Raw genomic sequence first — 17,567 nt, 5'->3', positions numbered from 1 at the left:
TCGATACGAGAGATCTCCTTCATTGCGTGTGAGCCGGTCGAGCCGCCACCGCACCCAGGGAACACTCAGGAATCGATAGTGTTGCTCCAGCACTCCCTCCCTCCCCCGACACCTGAGGAGCCCGCATGCCCCTGTGGAAGATCCACGGCAACGGCCGCACGGTCGAGCCCGGCGCCGTCGTCACTCCCGCCGAGCGTCTGAACTGGCCGGCCACGATCGCGATCGGCGCGCAGCACGTCGTCGCGATGTTCGGCGCGACGTTCCTGGTGCCGACGCTCACCGGCTTCCCCGTCTCGACCACCCTGCTCTTCAGCGGTCTCGGCACCCTGATCTTCCTGCTCATCACGAAGAACCAGCTGCCCAGCTACCTCGGCTCGTCGTTCGCGTTCATCGCACCGATCACCGCCGCGGTCGCCGCGGGCGGCACCGGTTCGGCGCTCGCTGGTGTCGTCGCCGTCGGCATCCTGCTCGCGGTCGTCGGTCTCGTCGTGCAGTTCGCCGGCCTGCGCTGGGTCGACGCGCTCATGCCGCCGGTCGTCGCCGGGGCCATCGTCGCCCTGATCGGCTTCAACCTCGCGCCGACCGCGTGGAACAACTTCCAGCTCGACCCCGTCACCGCGACCATCACACTCGTCGCGATCATCCTCTTCGCTGTGCTGTTCCGCGGCTTCCTCGGTCGGATCTCGATCTTCCTGGGCGTCGCGGTCGGCTTCATCTGGGCCGCGTTCAACGGGTCGTTCGACGTGCCGAACGCGCTTCGCGACGGCAAGACTCCCGCCGAGCTCATCGCCGACGCCCCGTGGATCGGGCTGCCGGACTTCCAACTCCCCGACTTCGTCGAACCCGGCACCTGGTCGACCATCGCGATGTTCCTGCCCGTCGTCCTCGTGCTCATCGCCGAGAACGTCGGCCACGTGCGCGGCGTCGCCACCATGACCGAGGACGCCTCGATCAACAAGCACACCGGCCGCGCGCTCATCGCCGACGGTGTCGCCACGACGATCGCAGGTGGCTTCGGCGGCTCCGGCACCACGACCTACGGCGAGAACATCGGCGTGATGGCCGCGACCCGCGTGTACTCGACCGCCGTCTACTGGGTTGCCGGACTCTTCGCGATCCTGCTGGCGTTCTCGCCGAAGGTCGGCGAGGTGTTCAACTCGATCCCGGCGGGCGTGCTCGGCGGCGCGGCGACCGCGCTCTACGGCCTGATCGGCATCATCGGCATCAAGATCTGGGTCGACAGCAGGGTCGACTTCTCACGTCCGGTGAACCAGTACACGGCCGCCGTGTCGCTCGTGATCGGAATCGCCGGCTTCTCGATGAACCTCGGCGACTTCGCGTTCGGCGGCATCGTGCTCGGTACGGTCGCGGCGCTGCTCATCTACCACCTGGGCAACCTCATCGCGCGGGCGCGCAAGACGGGCGCCGACGACCCGAAGCCGCTCGAGGCGGTCGGCCCGCTCGGGGGCGACCCCGCCTGACCGCACCGAAGCCGGACGACGGTTCGAATCACGGATGCTGCGCGCAGCGGCATCCGAGATTCGAGCCGTCGTCCGTCTCTCAGCAGCTGCGAACGGCGCGGATCGCGCGGATCCGCAGGTCCTCGTCGCGCGGGGGCAGGTCGAGAGGCAGCGGCGCCGTGGGCTCGGGGAGTCCGTAGAGCCGGTGCATCCAGCGGCGGGCGTCTTCGAGCGGGAACGACTCGCCGTACACCGCGTACTTGATGATCGCGCCCTCGAGGGTGCTGCGCAGCATGACCTCTTCGAGCGCCGGGTCGTCGGCGCCTCGCTCGCGGAAGAGCTCGCGCACGATGTTCTCCGACTCGGTGGCCTGCCGGCCGAAGCGCTCCTCCGACTCGGCGAAGAGCCGGTGCGTGACCGGCTGCTGCTGCATCGAGAGCACGGCACGCTGCACGGGCATCGCGAACCCGGTCGCCATGAAGACGCCGTCGATGATGCCGGCGAGCCGCTCGTCGGGGGTGCCGGGCACCTGCGGGATGCCGAACAGCATCTCGAACCATCGGTCGATGACCGCGGAGATCAGCTGGTCCTTGCCTCCGAAGTGATAGTTGGCGAGCCCCTGAGCGACACCGGCGCGGCGGGTGATGTCGGAGATGCTGGCTCCCGCGACGCCCTTCTCGCCGAAGAGTTCTATCGCCGCGAGGAGGATCTTCTCGCGAGCCCGCTCACGGGCCTGCCTGTTCTGCTCGTCGGAACGGGCCATGTTGTCCACTTCCCCAGGATCGGACGACGTCGGAAATCGATGCCAAACCTCTACAATAACCTTTGAACGTACATTCAATATTTCGCGATCGGTCATATGACGACCGTCCGCGCACGCCACACGGGTGCGGGCCCCCTCGGAGGGGCGTCGGGTCCGCACCCGTGTATCTCCCGGGTCAGGCAGACCCGCGCACGACCAGCTCGGTCGGCAGGATCGTCGTGGTCTCCGGCGCTTCGCCGGCGAGATTGCGGAGCAGCACGCCCGCCATCGCCTCACCCTGGGCGTACATCGGCTGCCGCACGGTCGTGAGCGGCGGATCGGTCGACAGCGCGACCGAGGAGTCGTCGTATCCGACGAGGGCCACGTCGTCGGGAACGCGGATGCCGGTGGCCCGGAGCGCCGTCAGCGCCCCTCTCGCCATGAGGTCGCTCGCCACGAAGATCGCGTCGGGGGTGCCGGTCGCGAGGATGCGGCGCGCGGCATCCGCCCCGCTCGCCTCGCTGTAGTCACCGGCCTCCTCGGCGAACGGCACCAGTCCCGCGTCCGTCAGCGCGCCGCGGAAGCCCTGCAGCCGATCGCCCGACGACGCCATCGTGAGCGGTCCCGTGATCGTCGCGATGCGGCGGCGGCCCGTGCTGAGCAGGTGCTGCGTGGCCGTCCGCGCGCCGGCCACATTGTCGACGTCGACGACGTAATCGCCCTCGCGGCGATGCACCGGCCGACCGCCCCACACGACGGGCACGGCGTCGGCCACGCGCTCGATGAACGCGTCGATCGTGTGATGCGAGACGATCAGCGCGCCGTCGACGCCGCCGTTGCGCACGAAGCTCGCCATCTTGTCGCCGGGGTCATCGGTCGCGATGAGCAGGTTGAGGAGGTAGTCCGAACCACGCAGGGCACCCGTGATGCCGGCCACGATCGCCGCGAAGAAGGGATCGCCGAAGAACGTCGTGGTGTCCTCCGGCACGATCAGCGCGATCGCGTGCGTCTGGCGGGAAGCGAGCGACCGTGCCGCCCTGTTGGGCACGTAGTTGAGCTCGGCTATCGCTCGCTGCACGGCGTCCAACGCCTCGGGGCTCACCGCGGTCGAGCCGTTCACCACGCGTGACACCGTCGACCGGGACACGCCGGCCGCCGAGGCCACCTCTTCGATGGTCGCGCGAGTCGCCACGGCTCTCCCCTCCACCCGGCCGACGGTCGGGTCTTCCCAGATCCGCCGACCCGGCGTCAGAGCGCCCGGGCGGCGATGATCCGAGCGTACTCCCGGCCGGAGTCCTTCACGCTGCGCTCCTGCGTGTCGTAATCGACGCGCACGATGCCGAAACGCTTGTCGTATCCCCAGGCCCACTCGAAGTTGTCGAACAGCGACCAGTAGAAGAAGCCGCGCACGTCGACCCCCGCCTCCGCCGCGTCGAGCACGGCATCCAGGTGCAGGCGCACGAACTCGGCGCGGTCCTCGTCGTGCACACGGGTCTCGCCGTCTTCGACCACGGCGACGTCGTCGTAGGCGGCACCGTTCTCGGTGACGTAGAGCACGGTGCCTGCGGGCTCGGCGTACTCCGTCCACACCCGCTGCAGCAGCCGGGTGAGGCCCTCGGGCTGCACCTCCCAGTCCTGTGCCGTGCGCGGCAGCCCGCGCTCCACCGGATGGATGCCGGCGCTCGACGGGTACGGGCTGCGGCCGGGACGGTCGGTCGCCGGCCCGCTCACGTGCGGCGGATCTGCCGGTGCCTCGCCGGCCACGAGGTCGCCGTGATAGTAGTTCACGCCCTGCGTGTCGATGCGCTGCCCGATCGTCTCGAGGTCGCCGTCGTGCACGGCATCCTCGAACCGCGCCACGGCCTCGGCGTCGACCGCACGGATGTCCTCGACGATGTCGGACGGATACTGCGCGCGGTAGATCGGGTCGAGGAACCAGCGGTTGAACTGGCCGTCGACCCGCCGCGCGGCGTCGACGTCGGCAGGGTTCGCGGGGTCGGCGGGATCGGCGACCGTGTGATTGAGGGTGATGCCGAGGTTGAGGCTCGCGTCGCGCCCGCGCAGTTCGCGCACCGTCTCGCCGTGGGCGAGCAGCAGGTGATGCGAGGCCAGCAGCCCCTCGGCGATGCTCGTGTGACCGGGCGCGTGCTCGCCTCCCGTGTACGACAGGAACGACGAGCACCAGGGCTCGTTGAGCGTCGTCCACACGTTCACGCGGTCGCCGAGCGCATCGTGCATGGTGCCCGCGTACTCGAGGAACCGGCCGACGGTGTCGCGGTTCGTCCAGCCCCCGGCATCCTGCAGCGCCTGCGGCATGTCCCAGTGGTACAGCGTCAGCCAGGGCAGGATGCCGGCACCGAGGAGTTCATCGACGAGTCGGCTGTAGAAGTCGACGCCCTTCGGGTTCACGGCACCGCCGTCGGGTCGCACCCGCGACCACGAGGTCGAGAAGCGGTACGTCTGCAGACCCAGATCCTTCATGAGCGCGACGTCCTGCGGGTAGCGATGGTAGTGATCGCACGCCACGTCGCCGTTCTCGCCCCGCACCACCGCGCCGGGCTCCCTGCTGAACGCATCCCAGATCGACGCCGTACGGCCGTCCTCGAACGCCGCCCCCTCGATCTGGTAGGCCGCCGTGGCGGCTCCGAACAGGAAGTCCTCGGGGAAGGCACGGGTCATGGACGTCATCCTTTCACCGCGCCCGCCATGATGCCACTCACGAGCTGGCGCCCGGCGACGACGAAGAGCGCGAGCAGCGGCAGCGTGGCCAGCACGGCGCCGGCAAGCACGATCGAGTAGTCGATGTAGTAGCCCGACTGCAGCTGGCTGAGAGCCGTCTGGAGGGTCGGATTCTGCGGCGAGAGCACGATGAGCGGCCAGAGGTAATCGGTCCACGCGGTCATGAACGTGAAGAGCCCGAGGATGGCCATGGCCGGGCGCGCGGCGGGCACTCCCACGGTGAGGAACGTGCGGAACTGGTTCGCTCCGTCGACGCGGGCGGCCTCGATCAGCTCGTCGGGAATCACGTCGACGAGGTACTGCCGCATGAAGAAGACGCCGAACGCGGTGACGAGGGTCGGCACGATCACTGCGCCGATCGACCCGGTCCAGCCCAGCTCTCGCATGAGCATGAACAGCGGGATGATGCCGAGCTGCGTCGGGATCGCCATGGTCGCGATGACGAACACGAGCAGGCCGTCGCGACCGCGGAACCGCAGCTTGGCGAAGGCGTATCCGGCGAGCGTCGAGAACGTCACGACCGAGACCGTGATGATGGCCGAGATGAGGAACGAGTTGCCGAGCGCGAGCCAGAACGGAATGGCGTCGAGCACCTTGGCCGCATTGGCGAAGAAGTTGCCGCCGGGGACGAGCGGAAGCGTCTCGCCGCGCGTAGCATTCGTGCCGCTGGCCACGACGATCGACCACCACAGCGGGTAGACGCTGCCGATGATGAACGCCGCGAGCAGTCCGTAGGTCAGGAAGCCGGGTCGGCTGCCGATGCCCGCGGTTCCGCCCGATGCACCTCGGCGTCGGCGGATCTTCTCGGGGACGCTGAGTGCCATCGTGGCGGTCATCGCGCGCTGTCCTTGCTGGTGGGACGGGTGCGGCGCCGGGTGGAGCGGCTGCGAGGGCCGTCTCCCGTCGAGATGCGTCGCGAGATGAGGAAGTTGATGACGCCGATGCCGACGATGAGCAGGAAGAGCAGGATCGCGACGGCCGACGCCTCGCCGAGGTCGCGGCGGAAGAACGCCATCTCCCACAGGAACAGCACGGTCGTCTGGAACTGCCGATCACTGCCGCCGATGCCGCCGGCAGTGGAGACGTCGAAGAGCCGGGGCTCGGCGAAGATCTGCAGGCCGCCGATCGTGGCCGTGATGATGACGAAGATCAGGGTCGGCCGGATCGTGGGGATCGTGATCGAGAAGAACCGCCGCGCCGCGCCTGCGCCGTCCAGCGCCGCCGACTCGTACAGGTCACGGGGAACGGCCTGCATCGCGGCGAGCAGGATGAGCGCGTTGTAACCGGTCCAGCGGAAGTTCACCATCACGGCGATGGCGATGTGCGACAGGAACGTGTCGTGCTTCCACTGCTGGTCGGCGATGCCGATGAGATTGAGGAGGTTGTTGGCGAGACCGTCGGCCTCGTTGAAGATGCTCGAGAAGATGATCGCGACCGCCACCGGCGTCACGACGAACGGGATGAGCACGCTCATGCGCCAGAAGGTCGGCGCCCGCAGGCCGCGGTCGAGCAGGTAGGCGATGAGCAGGGCGATCGCGAGCTGTGGGATCGCGGAGAGCACGAAGATGCTCAGGGTGTTGCCGATCGAGTTCCAGAACATCCCGTCGGCGAGGATCTCGGCGAAGTTGCCCACGCCGACGAACTCGCCCTGCCCCTTCAGCAGGTCCCATTCGTGCACCGCGACCCACACCGTGTACAGCAGCGGGAAGAGCCCCACGAGTCCGAACAGCAGGAAGAAGGGCGAGATGTAGAAGTACGGCGAGGCGTTCTGGTCGAACCGCGAGAGGCGGTGCCGCCAGGAGCGCCGCGGCACGGCATCCGTCTTCGACGTCGGGGATGCCGTCGCCGGACGCTCTTCGGTGAGAGTCATGAGGGTTCCTTGTCGATGGTCGTTGAGCGAGCGGAGCGAGACGAAACGCGGTGAGGTGCCCTGTGCGGCTCACCGCGTCTCGTCTCGGTCGACTCCGTCGTCCTTGCTCAACGACCCGCGGAGTGGCCGCAGGTCGTTGAGCGAGCGGAGCGCGACGAGACGCGGTGACCTACGGGTGGGTCAGCCGACCAGCTCGTCCAGCAGGCCGATGGCCTGCTCCCAGGCACCCTGCGTGTCGGTCTCGCCGCGGTCGAGCGCGCTGAGCGCCGGTCCGAAGACATTCTCCTGGATGACGGAGTCGTCAGCGCCCTTGAACTGCGCGACCACACCCTTCGCCCGCTCGGCGAGAATCGCGCCGGTCGGGGCGTCGTTGAAGAACGCGTTGGGCGTGGCATCCGCTGCGAGCGTCTCCTGGGCCTTCACGGTCGACGGGAAGTTCCCGGCCGCCGCCGACTGCTTGACCTGCTGCTCGGGCTGCGTCAGCCAGTCGGCGAGCTCGGCGGCCGCCTCCTTGTGCTGCGAGGTCTCGGGGATCGACAGGAACGCGCCGCCCCAGTTCGCAGCGCCGCCGGGGAAGACGTCGGCGAAGTCCCAGCCGGTCGTGGCGTCGCCGCCGCCGGCCTCGACCTGCCCCTGCACGACGCCGAGCATCCAGCCGGGGCAGACGAACGTGGCGAACGTTCCGTCGACGAACGACTTGCCGCCGTTCCAGTCCCACGCGGTCTGGGCAGCGGACTGGCCTCCCTCGGTCGCCGCGCCGAGCAGCTCGAAGCGCTCCTTGAGCTCGGCGTTGTCCTCGACGTTCAGCTCGCCGTCGGAGGTGTAGTACCCCTCCTCGAGCTGGTTGACCATGGCGTTCCAGACGAAGCCGGAGTGGTCGTACCAGGCCTTGCCGGTCTTGGCGGTGTAGTCGGCGCCGACCTGGAAGTAGTTCTCCCAGTCGCCGTCGAGCAGCTGAGCGACCGACTCACGATCGCTCGGCAGGCCCGCGGCCTCGAACGCGGCGCCGTTGTAGCAGATGCCGCTCGGACCGATGTCGGTGCCGTAGCCGATCACGCGGCCCTCGGCATCCGTCGCCTGTCCGTACTTCCAGTCGACCCAGTCGTCCTTGCGGTCCTCGATGCCGTAGTCACGGAGGTCGACGAAGGTGTCGGAGACGTCCATGACGGCGCCGAGCCAGCCCTCTTCGATCGCGACGATGTCGCTGAGCCCGGATCCCGCGGCGATCTTCGTGAACGCGTCGGTGCGGGCGTTGCCGCCGGTGTCGATGTTGGTCGCCTCGATCGTGATGTTCGGGTGCGCCTTCTCGTACTCGTCGTAGAGGTCGTCGTAGCCGAAGGTGCCGAACGTGGTGACGGTGAGCGTGATGTCGCCGTCACCTCCTTCGGCGTCGCCGGAGCCGGTCGCGGCGCAGCCGGCGAGGGCGAGGGCGGAGACGGATGCCGCGGCTGTCGCCGTCAGGATCCGGGTGCGGGCACGTGTGTTCACAGGTCACTCCTTTGTGGTGGGTCGTGCGGTGGTGGTGCAAGGTTCACGGTGCCATGGGAGCGCTCCCACAACGTTGATGGCGACTCTATGGGAGCGCTCCCACGGATGTCAAGCACGGTTCGGCCGTCACGTTCTGCGGCGATGGGCAACTTCTGCGGACGCGTCTCGGGGTTTCAGGCCGCAGAACGTGCATCCGTCCGAGATTCGCGACCCCGACGAGTCGGCGTACCCTTGTCCGGTGCCCGACACCGAACTCTCCCCTGCCCTCACCCGCGCCGCGTCGCTGATCCGCAGCATCCCGGACTACCCGGAACCGGGCATCATCTTCCGCGATATCACGCCGCTGCTGGCGGATGCCGAGGCGCTACGCGTCACGACCGAAGCCATCATCGAGCCGTTCGCCGGGCAGTTCGACGTGGTCGCCGGCATCGAGGCTCGCGGGTTCATCCTCGCGGGCGCCGCGGCGATCGCGGCGGGTGTCGGCCTGATCCCGATCCGCAAGGCCGGCAAGCTGCCCCGCCCCGCGGCATCCGTCGACTACGCGCTCGAATACGGCACGGCGACGATCGAGATGCACGACGATCTCCCAGCAGGGTCTCGCGTGCTGCTCATCGACGACGTGCTCGCGACCGGCGGGACCCTCGCCGCCGGACGTCAGCTCGTCGAGCGCCTCGGCAGCCACGTCGCCGGCATCTCGGTGCTCTTCGAGATCGACGGCCTCGGCGGGCGCGAGGCCATCGGCGACCTGCACACGGTCTTCCACTCCGCCTGACGCGCAGGCCGAGCGCCGTCAGCCCAGGGCTGTCCGCACCGCGGCGGCCGTATGTGCGAGCTGGTTCATCGCGACCAGCACGCGGTGCTGCGCGGCCGCGGCGACGAGCAGGTTCCGCGCGACCGTGTCGAGGGTGCCCTCGGGATGGATCGACTCGAGGTCGGCCACGGCGATCGGCTCGAGTGCCTGCGCATAATGCACGAGATCCCCCAGGTCGTACGCGTAGCCCACGCGCGCCGACTGGGCGAGCGCCCGCACCAGCGCCGAGCCCGCGACGCTTCCGAACGGCACCCAGCCCATCCTCTCGTGCAGCTCGGCGAGCAGCGCCTCCTGCACGGGGTCGGGCTCCTCGGCGATGCTCATGCCCGTCGCGAGGACCTGGCACGCCTGCATGACGTCGAGCGGCGCGGCATCCGGCCGATCGATCAGCGCCGTCAGCGCACGTATCTGCGCGATCGACGCGTCGAACTCGGCGCGGAGCGTCTGGATCAGGGCCACCCGCTCGCAGTGGCGGTCGCCATAGACCGCGGTGGTCTGATTGCGCAGCTCACCGGGCGGCAGGATGCCCTCACGCATCCAGAACTTGAGCGAGGCGGTGCTCGCGCCCGTGCGCGCAGCCAACTGCGCCAGCTTCATCGGATCGTCCTCCGCGGTCTTGCTATCCAGGATGCGGCCATCGGATAGCGACCCTATCCTGCCAGCATGGACCTCCTCCACATCCTCATCCCGATCCACGCGGTGGCAGCCTCGTTCGTCATCCTGCTCGGTCCGGTGAACTTCCTGCGCCGACGGAAGGATGCCGCGCATCGATTCCTCGGCCGCACCTTCGCGGTGATGATGTACTTCGTCTGCGTCTCGGGCCTCTTCATCTACGAGGGCGGCGGATTCACGGTCTTCCACGGCCTCGCCATCTTCACGCTGATCACGACGACCCTCGGCATCCGAGCGATCATGCGCGGCGACGTGAAGGCGCACCGCGGCAACATGATCGGCTCCTGGGCGGGGACGGTCGCCGCAGGCACTTTCGCCGCACTGGTACCGGGTCGGGCCATTCCGACCCTGGCCGTCGACGACCCCACTCTCTTCTGGGCGATCGTCGCGGCGATCATCGCCGCCGCGACGCTGTGGGTGCTCGCCGTGCTGTCTCCGCAGGGGCGCCGGTTCCTCCACGGCCGTGCACGCGCTCGCGCCGCGCGGAAGCGCACGGCATCCGCCTCCGCATCCGCCTCCGGGTCCGCGGAGGTGGCCGCAGCGCCGGGACAGTAGACTGGAGTCGCCCGTCCGCCCGCGACTCCTGGAGCCGTCATGCCCACTATCGTCGTCGACGTCATGCCCAAGCCCGAACTGCTCGACCCGCAGGGGAAGGCCGTCTCCGGAGCGTTCGCGCGCCTCGGCGTCGAGGGCTTCACCGACGTCCGCATCGGCAAGCGCTTCGAGCTCACTGTCGAGGGCGAGGTCACCGACGAGGTGCTCGCCGAGGCCCGTCGCATCGCCGACGAGGTGCTGTCGAACTCCGTGATCGAAGACGTCGTGGGCGTCGAGGTGGCGGAGTGACCGTCCGTATCGGGGTCATCACCTTCCCCGGGTCGCTCGACGACCGCGACGCGCAGCGCGCCGTGCGCATCGCCGGCGCCGAGCCCGTCGCCCTGTGGCACGGCTCGCACGACCTCGAGGGAGTCGACGCTCTCGTGCTCCCGGGCGGCTTCAGCTACGGCGACTACCTGCGCGCGGGCGCGATCGCCGCACTCTCGCCGATCATGGCCGAGGTGAAGGATGCCGCGGCGAAGGGCATGCCCGTGCTCGGCATCTGCAACGGCTTCCAGATGCTCGTCGAGGCGCATCTGCTGCCCGGCGGCCTGATCCGCAACGACCACCAGCACTTCGTGCGTCGCGACCAGAAGCTCGTCGTCGAGAACTCCGACACCGCGTGGACCAACCGGTTCCGCACCGGTCAGGAGATCGTCATCCCGCTGAAGAACGCCGACGGCGGCTACATCGCCGACGACGAGACGCTCGACCGCATCGAGGGCGAGGGCCTCGTCGCGTTCCGCTACGCGGGCGTGAACCCGAACGGGTCGCTGCGCGACATCGCGGGACTGACGAACGAGGCAGGCAACGTCGTGGGTCTCATGCCCCACCCCGAGCACGCCACAGAGCCGGGCTTCGGTCCCGACACGACCGCCGCGATGCGCAGCGGTGTCGACGGCCTCGACTTCTTCACGAGCGCGGTCGCCGCGGTCGCCCGCGCCGCCGCCTGATCGCTTCCGCGCGCGTCGCATCACGCGAGCCGCGCCTACCTCGCCGAGCCACCCCCTTTCGTGCGACCCACCCCCTTGCGTGCATCACGCACGGGGGTGGCTCGGCACGAAAGGGGTGGCTCGGCGTTCGGACGGGCGACGCGGCGGGCGACGAATCAGGGCGCGGGAAACGTGAAGGGGTTGTCGCCCGCGGCGGCGAGCAGGTACCAGGCCGTCGTACCCGTGTGCAGACTCGCGTAGTAGAGATCGCCGAACCCGGAGTCGAGACCGTCGGTCGAGGTCGCGACGATCCCCTTGCCGTCGCCGTTCGGCGCATCGCGCTGCGCGAGGCGGATGCTGTCGAGCAGCGATTCCGCGGCATCCGCATCGCCGACCCCGTCGCGCAGGCGCAGTGCGAGCGCCAGGTGCCCGCTGCCCTCGAACCAGACCTTCGAGACGTCCACGTCGCTGATCGACGGCCCGCTGTACGGACCGTCGGTGGCGATGAGGTTCGCGGCCGTCCAGTCGAGGGCTGTGCCGAAGCGGGCGTCGCCCGTGCCGAGGTAGCTCCAGGTCTGCGCATCGAGCGGCTTGGGGTGGGTGTTGACGGTGCTTCCGTCGAGGAGCGTGCCGGTGTCGACGTGCCCGTCCGCCGCCTGCATCGCCGCGACGAAGTCGGCCGCGACCGCCGAGCGCTGCGCCCACACCGGGTCGCCGGTGAGCGTCGCGAGCTGCCCGAAGAATCCGGCGATGTCGCTGTTGTGCTCGGTGGACTTCCACACGAGAGAGGTGCCGTCCTCGAGCTGTCCGCCCGTATAGCCGTAGGGGGCACGCGCCATGTCGGCGGTGTTCGTCTGGATCCACTGCGCGATGTCGAGGGCGCCGTCGAGGTACTTCTGCTCGCCGGTCGCGTGGAAGAGCCGTGCGAGCGCCATCCCGACCCATGCCTGGTTGCCGGTGAACGTTCCGGGGCCGGTGATCTCCATCCGACCCTGGCGAATGCCGTGCGGCTCGTACGACGTGCGCACCCGCCCGTCGCCGATCGGGTCGCTCTCCTGCACGAACAGGAGGGTGTCGCCGATCGCCTGCGCACGCCGCAGATCGTCGGGCAGTCCGCGGGCCGTGTACGCGATGATCACGAGGGCGTCGTCGTAGACGAACGACGGGGTGAAGTCCCAGGTCGGGAGGTCGGTGAAGAAACCGCCCTGATAGCTGCGCGGGAGGCACATTCCGGCCCCGTCGCAGAACTCGTCGACGCGCCCGTCGAGGAATTCGTATGCGAGCGAGACGGAGAGGCTGGGGTCGGGCACGTTCGCCTCCGAAGCCGGGTCGTCGGCCGAGGCGACCGCGCTGGAGATGACGGTGGCGGCACCCGCGAGCACGGTCGTGGCGACCACCATCGCAGCGACCATCCGCCTCATCGGACGGCGCGCGATACCGGACATCATGACCCCCTCGGTCGGAACCGCGCGGTGCGAGAGCGCGGGCGACCTGCAGGTCACCCCAGCATGCTGACAGCCGAACAGCTGATGCAGTAGAGGCGAAGGTCTATGTTCCTGCATCCATCCGTCCAGCGGCGCTCTGGTCACCGCGCGGGTGCGCGGGTAGCATCCCTGCCATGCCCATCGCACTGGAGAACGTCGGCATCGCCGTCCGCGACCTCGACGAGGCCATCGCCTTCTTCACCGATCTCGGTCTGACCGTGGTCGGTCGCGACGAGGTGAGCGGGGACTGGGCCTCGACGGCCGTCGGTCTCGACGGCAACCACGCCAGGATCGCGGTGCTGCAGACGCCCGACGGGCACGGGCAGCTGGAGTTCTTCGAGTACATCCATCCGGACGCCATCGAGACCGAGCCGACCCGGCCGAACGAGATCGGGATGCACCGGGTCGCGTTCTCGGTGGACGACATCGATGAATCGCTGGCGATCGCCGCGCGCCACGGATGCCTCCCGCTGCGAGGCGTCGCGAACTACCAGGACGTCTACCGACTCACCTACCTGCGTGGCCCGAGCGGCATCATCGTGATGCTCGCGCAGGACCTCACGAAGACGCGGGCGGACACGGAGGAACCTTCTCCCGGCGACTAGCCGAGGACCGGCGGCCACACGCCGATCAGCACCGCCATCACCACCACCGTCACGAGCTCGTGCGCGATGTTCATGGCGGTCAGCCCGGTCGGCCGCCCCTCGAAGGCGTCGTGCGTGACGAAGCGCGCAGCGGTGAAACCGGCCCACAGCAGCACGGCCGTGACGATCGTGCCCCAGAGGGGAACCATGACCGCCTCCGCATCGTCGGTTGGCCGCAGCATACTCTCCGGTGGCGACCTCGGCGGGAAGCACCCGGAGCGCGCAACGACCGAAACGATTCGATCCCTGTCCTCCCTTTCCATTAGCCTGGTGCCATGGCACAGCTTGAGCAGATCGCAGCCCCCGGTTCCGAGTGGTGGCGCAGCGCCGTCATCTATCAGATCTACCCCCGCTCGTTCGCCGACGCCTCGGGCGACGGCATCGGCGATCTGCCGGGCATCACGAGCCGCCTCGACTCGCTGAAGGAGCTCGGCGTCGACGCGATCTGGCTGAGCCCGTTCATGACGAGCCCGCAGCGCGACGCGGGCTACGACGTGGCCGACTACCGCGACGTCGACCCGCTGTTCGGCACGCTCGACGACTTCGACACCATGCTGAACGAGGCGCACCGCCGCGGCATCCGCGTCATCGTCGACCTCGTGCCGAACCACTCCTCGGCGCAGCACGCGTGGTTCCAGGCGGCTCTCAAGGCCGCGCCCGGCAGCCCCGAGCGCGCGCGATACATCTTCCGCGACGGCAAGGGCGAGAACGGCGAGCTCCCACCGAACAACTGGGAGTCCGTCTTCGGCGGCGGCATGTGGGAGCGCGTGACCGAGGCCGACGGCACGCCCGGCCAGTGGTACCTGCACATCTTCGACCCCACGCAGCCCGACTTCGACTGGACGAACGAGGAGGTCCGCGAGGAGTTCCGCTCGATCCTCCGCTTCTGGCTCGACCGCGGGGTCGACGGATTCCGCGTCGACGTGGCGCACGGCATGATCAAGGCCGACGGTCTGCCCGACTACACCCCGCCGGCCGACGCCGACTCCATGGGCGGCGGCGAGGCGAACGTGCCGTACTGGGGTCAGGACGGCGTGCACGACATCTACCGCGACTGGCACCGTGTGCTCGCGGAGTACGACGGCGACCGCGCGCTGTGCGGCGAGGCCTGGATGCCGACGCTGAAGCAGACCGCGCTGTGGGTGCGCCCCGACGAGATGCACCAGACCTTCAACTTCCCGTACCTCATGACCGAGTGGGATGCCGAGGCGCTGCGCGACGTCATCCGCGAATCGCTCGAGGAGTTCGGCGCCGTCGGCGCCCCCAGCACCTGGGTGCTGTCGAACCACGACGTCGTGCGGCACGCCTCGCGCCTCGCGCTCACCGAGGAGAACCCACAGGGCGACGGCATCGGCCCGCTCACGCCGAACAAGCCGGATACGGCGATCGGTCTCGCTCGAGGGCGCGCAGCCACGACCGTCATGCTCGCCCTCCCCGGTTCGGCGTACCTCTACCAGGGCGAGGAGCTCGGACTGCCCGAGGCGATGGAGATCCCCGACGCCTTCCGCCAGGACCCGACCTGGTTCCGCACCAACGGCGAGCGCTACGGTCGCGACGGATGCCGCGTGCCGATCCCGTGGGAGGCCGACGCCCCGGCATTCGGCTTCAACGAGAGCGGGGCGTCATGGCTGCCGCAGCCGGCCGACTGGACGGCCTACGCCCGCGACGTCGAGGAGAAGGACGAGACCTCGACCCTCGCGCTCTACAAGCGGCTGCTCGCCGTGCGCAAGGAGCACGGCTTCGGATCGGGCTCGCTCGCCTGGGAGGACGCCGGTGCGGATGCCGTCGCCTTCCGCCGCGGCGCGGTGCACGTCGTCGCGAACCTCGGCACGGAGCCGCTCGACCTGCCGGCCGGTGCCAGGGTGCTCGTCGCGAGCCAGCCGTTCGACGGCGACGCGCTGCCCGTCGATACGGCCGTCTGGTACACGACGGACTGATCCGGCATCCGCTTTCCTTCCTCCTTCCGTCGAGACCCACCACGCGCGTCGAGACCCACCAGCAGCCCCGTACGGGGGTGGTGGGCCTCGGCGGGGGCGGTGGGTCTCGGCGCGAGGGAGCAGGAGACGAGGGGTATGGGATGCTGGACGCATGGCCAGCGGCATCCCTTCCGTCCTCTTCGTGTGCGTGCACAACGCGGGCCGTTCGCAGATGGCCGCCGCCTTTCTGCGCGACATCGCCGGCGACCGCATCGAGGTGCGCTCCGCCGGATCGCTGCCCGCCGAGCACATCAATCCGGTCGCAGTCGAGGCGATGTCGGAGCTCGGCATCGACATCACCGCGGAGTCCCCGAAGGTGCTGACGACGGATGCCGTGCAGGCGTCAGACGTCGTGATCACGATGGGATGCGGTGACGCATGCCCGTTCTTCCCGGGGAAGCGCTACGAGGACTGGGCGCTCGACGATCCGGCCGGTCAGGGGATCGACGCCGTGCGCCCGATCCGCGACGACATCCGCCGCCGGATCGAGGCGCTCGCGGCTGACTTGCTCGCCTGACTCTTCTTGTTCTCCTCCGCCGAGCCACCCCTTTCGTGCCGAAACCCCCCGATACGTGCGGTACGTACCGGGGGGTTTCGGCGATAACGGGGTGGCTCGGCGAGCGCGCGGCGACCGGTGACGACGGGGGTCAGGGGACGATGAGTCCCGCGGTCTTCTCCTGCGCGAGCTGGAACCGACGCTGCACGTCCTGCCAGTTCACGATCTCCCAGAACGCCTTCACGTAGTCGGCACGCACGTTGAGGTAGTCGAGGTAGTAGGCGTGCTCCCAGACGTCGAGCTGCAGCAGCGGGGTGACGCCGAGCGGAGCGTTGCCCTGCTGGTCGAACAGCTGGAAGATCACCGGGCGGGCGCCGACCGAGTCCCAGGCGAGCACGGCCCAGCCCGAGCCCTGCACGCCGAGCGCCGTGGCGGTGAAGTGCGCGCGGAACGCGTCGATCGATCCGAACGCGTCGTCGAGCGCCGCCGCCAGCTCGCCCTCGGGGTTGCCGCCGCCCTCCGGCGAGAGGTTCTGCCAGAACACCGAGTGGTTGATGTGACCACCGAGGTTGAAGGCCAGGTCCTTCTCGAGCTTGTTCACTGCGGCGAGGTCGCCCGCGTCGCGCGCGGCCGCCAGCTGCTCGAGCGCGGTGTTCGCGCCGGTGACGTACGCCTGGTGGTGCTTCGAGTGGTGCAGCTCCATGATCTTGCCGGAGATGTGCGGGGCGAGCGCCGAGTAGTCGTACGGGAGCTCGGGGAGGGTGTACGGAGCGGACATGGGATTCCTTCCTTCGATGGTCGGGGGGGACGGGGCCCGTCAATCCTGCGGGGCGGGCAGCGAGTGAAAGCGGCGATCGATGTAGACGAGCGGGCGTCCGGGCTGGCCGAGCAGCACCTCGTCGACCTCGGCGATCACGACGGTCGACGATCCGACGGCGACCGTGGTCATCGGGTGGCAGCGCATCGCGACGCGCGCCTCGCGCAGGTACGGCTCCCCCGTGGGCAGGGCGCTCCAGCCCTGCGCGTCGGTGAAGCGCTCGGCACCGCTGATCGCGAAGCTCTGCGCGAGGGCGGAGTGCTCATCGTCGATCAGGTGCACCACGAAGCTGTCGGACGACAGGATCGCCCCGGCGCTGCCGGTGGCGCGGGTGACCGAGAACACGATCGCCGCCGGGTCGACCGCGACGGATGCGACGCTGGATGCCGTGAGGCCCACCGGCCCGTCGGGGGTCGTCGCCGTGATGATGGCGACGCCCGCCGGATGCTGGCGGAACGCGGCCTTGAGCCCCTCGCCGACGGGCGAGGGGACAGGTGCGGGCGGCGGGGTGGTGGTCATTCGTGTGCCTCCTGCGGCGGGAGTGCGGCGACGATCGGGTGGTCGTGCTCGATCATGCCGACCTTGGCGGCGCCACCGGGCGATCCGATGTCGTCGAAGAACTCGACGTTCGCCTTGTAGTAGTCCTGCCATTCTGGCGGCAGATCGTCTTCGTAGTAGATCGCCTCCACAGGGCAGACCGGTTCGCACGCACCGCAGTCGACACACTCGTCGGGGTGGATGTAGAGCGAGCGCTCACCCTCGTAGATGCAGTCGACCGGGCACTCGTCGATGCAGGCGCGGTCCTTGACGTCGACGCAGGGCAGCGCGATCACGTAGGTCAT

The 17,567-nt window shown here is 69.2% G+C and carries 19 protein-coding genes and 1 pseudogene; 8 read left to right on the top strand and 12 right to left on the bottom strand.

Features of this window, described 5'->3' with window-relative positions; translation table 11 throughout:
• Positions 1-125 precede the first annotated feature (125 nt).
• The gene (locus AUC47_RS14030; RefSeq protein ID WP_096715808.1) at positions 126-1,481 is read left to right on the top strand and encodes a uracil-xanthine permease family protein; all 1,356 of its coding nucleotides are present in this window, start codon (positions 126-128) and stop codon (positions 1,479-1,481) included.
• A 79-nt stretch (positions 1,482-1,560) separates the two neighbouring features.
• Here the strand turns inward: AUC47_RS14030 and AUC47_RS14025 are convergent, their stop codons facing one another.
• The 6 genes from AUC47_RS14025 to AUC47_RS14000 all read right to left on the bottom strand — a co-directional run bounded on the left by AUC47_RS14025 (position 1,561) and on the right by AUC47_RS14000 (position 8,299).
• Complete coding sequence (locus AUC47_RS14025; protein ID WP_096715814.1) at positions 1,561-2,223, bottom strand: TetR/AcrR family transcriptional regulator; 663 nt, start codon at positions 2,221-2,223, stop codon at positions 1,561-1,563.
• 175 nt (positions 2,224-2,398) lie between these two features.
• Positions 2,399-3,394: a LacI family DNA-binding transcriptional regulator gene (locus tag AUC47_RS14020; RefSeq protein ID WP_096715807.1), complete on the bottom strand. Its 996-nt coding sequence runs from the start codon at positions 3,392-3,394 to the stop codon at positions 2,399-2,401.
• A 56-nt stretch (positions 3,395-3,450) separates the two neighbouring features.
• Positions 3,451-4,881 (bottom strand): GH1 family beta-glucosidase, encoded by a 1,431-nt coding sequence (locus AUC47_RS14015; RefSeq protein WP_179297638.1) that lies wholly within the window; start codon positions 4,879-4,881, stop codon positions 3,451-3,453.
• A 5-nt stretch (positions 4,882-4,886) separates the two neighbouring features.
• Positions 4,887-5,777, bottom strand: a complete 891-nt coding sequence (locus AUC47_RS14010; protein WP_096715805.1) for a carbohydrate ABC transporter permease — start codon at positions 5,775-5,777, stop codon at positions 4,887-4,889.
• Positions 5,774-6,811 (bottom strand): carbohydrate ABC transporter permease, encoded by a 1,038-nt coding sequence (locus AUC47_RS14005; protein WP_096715804.1) that lies wholly within the window; start codon positions 6,809-6,811, stop codon positions 5,774-5,776. Before AUC47_RS14005 ends, AUC47_RS14010 begins: the two co-directional genes overlap by 4 nt.
• 180 nt (positions 6,812-6,991) lie before the next feature.
• Positions 6,992-8,299, bottom strand: a complete 1,308-nt coding sequence (locus AUC47_RS14000; RefSeq protein WP_096715803.1) for an ABC transporter substrate-binding protein — start codon at positions 8,297-8,299, stop codon at positions 6,992-6,994.
• A 238-nt stretch (positions 8,300-8,537) separates the two neighbouring features.
• Between AUC47_RS14000 and AUC47_RS13995 the strand changes: the two genes are divergently transcribed.
• Positions 8,538-9,071 (top strand): adenine phosphoribosyltransferase, encoded by a 534-nt coding sequence (locus AUC47_RS13995; protein WP_096715802.1) that lies wholly within the window; start codon positions 8,538-8,540, stop codon positions 9,069-9,071.
• Positions 9,072-9,089: 18 nt separating this feature from the next.
• Here AUC47_RS13995 and AUC47_RS13990 read toward each other — a convergent pair whose 3' ends face one another.
• Entirely contained in the window at positions 9,090-9,707 is a 618-nt protein-coding gene (locus AUC47_RS13990) for a MerR family transcriptional regulator (RefSeq protein ID WP_179297637.1), read from the bottom strand.
• 66 nt (positions 9,708-9,773) lie between these two features.
• On the opposite strand from AUC47_RS13990, the gene AUC47_RS13985 reads away from it, so the two are divergent.
• The 3 genes from AUC47_RS13985 to purQ are packed head-to-tail and all read left to right on the top strand — an operon-like array spanning position 9,774 to position 11,329.
• Positions 9,774-10,337 (top strand): DUF2306 domain-containing protein, encoded by a 564-nt coding sequence (locus AUC47_RS13985; protein ID WP_096715800.1) that lies wholly within the window; start codon positions 9,774-9,776, stop codon positions 10,335-10,337.
• A gap of 39 nt (positions 10,338-10,376) precedes the next feature.
• Positions 10,377-10,625: a phosphoribosylformylglycinamidine synthase subunit PurS gene (gene purS, locus AUC47_RS13980; RefSeq protein ID WP_096715799.1), complete on the top strand. Its 249-nt coding sequence runs from the start codon at positions 10,377-10,379 to the stop codon at positions 10,623-10,625.
• A complete protein-coding gene (gene purQ / locus AUC47_RS13975; RefSeq protein WP_096715798.1) occupies positions 10,622-11,329 on the top strand; it encodes a phosphoribosylformylglycinamidine synthase subunit PurQ in 708 nt (235 codons plus the stop codon). The genes purS and purQ overlap by 4 nt, the downstream gene beginning before the upstream one ends.
• 155 nt (positions 11,330-11,484) lie before the next feature.
• Here the strand turns inward: purQ and AUC47_RS13970 are convergent, their stop codons facing one another.
• Complete coding sequence (locus tag AUC47_RS13970) at positions 11,485-12,720, bottom strand: hypothetical protein (protein WP_256999590.1); 1,236 nt, start codon at positions 12,718-12,720, stop codon at positions 11,485-11,487.
• Positions 12,721-12,926: 206 nt separating this feature from the next.
• Here AUC47_RS13970 and AUC47_RS13965 point away from each other — a divergent pair, with 206 nt between their 5' ends.
• Positions 12,927-13,397, top strand: a complete 471-nt coding sequence (locus tag AUC47_RS13965) for a VOC family protein (protein WP_096715797.1) — start codon at positions 12,927-12,929, stop codon at positions 13,395-13,397.
• On the opposite strand, the pseudogene AUC47_RS13960 reads toward AUC47_RS13965, so the two are convergent.
• A pseudogene (locus AUC47_RS13960) lies at positions 13,394-13,573 on the bottom strand (DUF1761 domain-containing protein); the annotation flags it as partial. The gene AUC47_RS13965 and the pseudogene AUC47_RS13960 sit on opposite strands and share 4 nt — an antisense overlap.
• A 138-nt stretch (positions 13,574-13,711) precedes the next feature.
• Here AUC47_RS13960 and AUC47_RS13955 point away from each other — a divergent pair.
• Together AUC47_RS13955 and AUC47_RS13950 are read left to right on the top strand one after the other, a co-directional pair.
• Positions 13,712-15,373 (top strand): glycoside hydrolase family 13 protein, encoded by a 1,662-nt coding sequence (locus AUC47_RS13955; RefSeq protein ID WP_096715796.1) that lies wholly within the window; start codon positions 13,712-13,714, stop codon positions 15,371-15,373.
• A gap of 151 nt (positions 15,374-15,524) precedes the next feature.
• Positions 15,525-15,929 carry an arsenate reductase ArsC gene (locus tag AUC47_RS13950; RefSeq protein WP_096715795.1) on the top strand — a complete coding sequence of 135 codons (405 nt, stop codon included), beginning with the start codon at positions 15,525-15,527 and terminating at the stop codon, positions 15,927-15,929.
• Positions 15,930-16,059: 130 nt separating this feature from the next.
• Here AUC47_RS13950 and AUC47_RS13945 read toward each other — a convergent pair whose 3' ends face one another.
• Genes AUC47_RS13945 through fdxA form a run of 3 tightly spaced genes read right to left on the bottom strand, consistent with a single transcriptional unit; the run spans position 16,060 to position 17,567 of the window.
• Positions 16,060-16,686 (bottom strand): superoxide dismutase, encoded by a 627-nt coding sequence (locus tag AUC47_RS13945; protein ID WP_096715794.1) that lies wholly within the window; start codon positions 16,684-16,686, stop codon positions 16,060-16,062.
• 39 nt (positions 16,687-16,725) lie between these two features.
• Positions 16,726-17,244 carry a flavin reductase family protein gene (locus AUC47_RS13940; protein ID WP_096715793.1) on the bottom strand — a complete coding sequence of 173 codons (519 nt, stop codon included), beginning with the start codon at positions 17,242-17,244 and terminating at the stop codon, positions 16,726-16,728.
• A complete protein-coding gene (gene fdxA / locus AUC47_RS13935) occupies positions 17,241-17,567 on the bottom strand; it encodes a ferredoxin (RefSeq protein ID WP_096715792.1) in 327 nt (108 codons plus the stop codon). Before fdxA ends, AUC47_RS13940 begins: the two co-directional genes overlap by 4 nt.

This window comes from Microbacterium sp. SZ1 (assembly GCF_002362255.1).
Lineage (GTDB): Bacteria > Actinomycetota > Actinomycetes > Actinomycetales > Microbacteriaceae > Microbacterium.
The sequence above is the reverse complement of the archived record's forward strand: the minus strand, read 5'-3'. Positions and strand labels throughout refer to the sequence as shown.

Excerpts from the sequence above, each read along its gene's own strand:
- AUC47_RS14030 (WP_096715808.1), top strand. The coding sequence starts at position 126 with ATGCCCCTGTGGAAGATCCACGGCAACGGCCGCACGGTCGAGCCCGGC.
- AUC47_RS14025 (WP_096715814.1), bottom strand. The coding sequence starts at position 2,223 with ATGGCCCGTTCCGACGAGCAGAACAGGCAGGCCCGTGAGCGGGCTCGC.
- AUC47_RS14015 (WP_179297638.1), bottom strand. The coding sequence starts at position 4,881 with ATGACCCGTGCCTTCCCCGAGGACTTCCTGTTCGGAGCCGCCACGGCG.
- AUC47_RS14010 (WP_096715805.1), bottom strand. The coding sequence starts at position 5,777 with ATGACCGCCACGATGGCACTCAGCGTCCCCGAGAAGATCCGCCGACGC.
- AUC47_RS14005 (WP_096715804.1), bottom strand. The coding sequence starts at position 6,811 with ATGACTCTCACCGAAGAGCGTCCGGCGACGGCATCCCCGACGTCGAAG.
- AUC47_RS13990 (WP_179297637.1), bottom strand. The coding sequence starts at position 9,707 with ATGAAGCTGGCGCAGTTGGCTGCGCGCACGGGCGCGAGCACCGCCTCG.
- AUC47_RS13985 (WP_096715800.1), top strand. The coding sequence starts at position 9,774 with ATGGACCTCCTCCACATCCTCATCCCGATCCACGCGGTGGCAGCCTCG.
- purS (WP_096715799.1), top strand. The coding sequence starts at position 10,377 with ATGCCCACTATCGTCGTCGACGTCATGCCCAAGCCCGAACTGCTCGAC.
- AUC47_RS13970 (WP_256999590.1), bottom strand. The coding sequence starts at position 12,720 with ATGGTCGCTGCGATGGTGGTCGCCACGACCGTGCTCGCGGGTGCCGCC.
- AUC47_RS13965 (WP_096715797.1), top strand. The coding sequence starts at position 12,927 with ATGCCCATCGCACTGGAGAACGTCGGCATCGCCGTCCGCGACCTCGAC.
- AUC47_RS13955 (WP_096715796.1), top strand. The coding sequence starts at position 13,712 with ATGGCACAGCTTGAGCAGATCGCAGCCCCCGGTTCCGAGTGGTGGCGC.
- AUC47_RS13950 (WP_096715795.1), top strand. The coding sequence starts at position 15,525 with ATGGCCAGCGGCATCCCTTCCGTCCTCTTCGTGTGCGTGCACAACGCG.
- AUC47_RS13945 (WP_096715794.1), bottom strand. The coding sequence starts at position 16,686 with ATGTCCGCTCCGTACACCCTCCCCGAGCTCCCGTACGACTACTCGGCG.
- AUC47_RS13940 (WP_096715793.1), bottom strand. The coding sequence starts at position 17,244 with ATGACCACCACCCCGCCGCCCGCACCTGTCCCCTCGCCCGTCGGCGAG.
- fdxA (WP_096715792.1), bottom strand. The coding sequence starts at position 17,567 with ATGACCTACGTGATCGCGCTGCCCTGCGTCGACGTCAAGGACCGCGCC.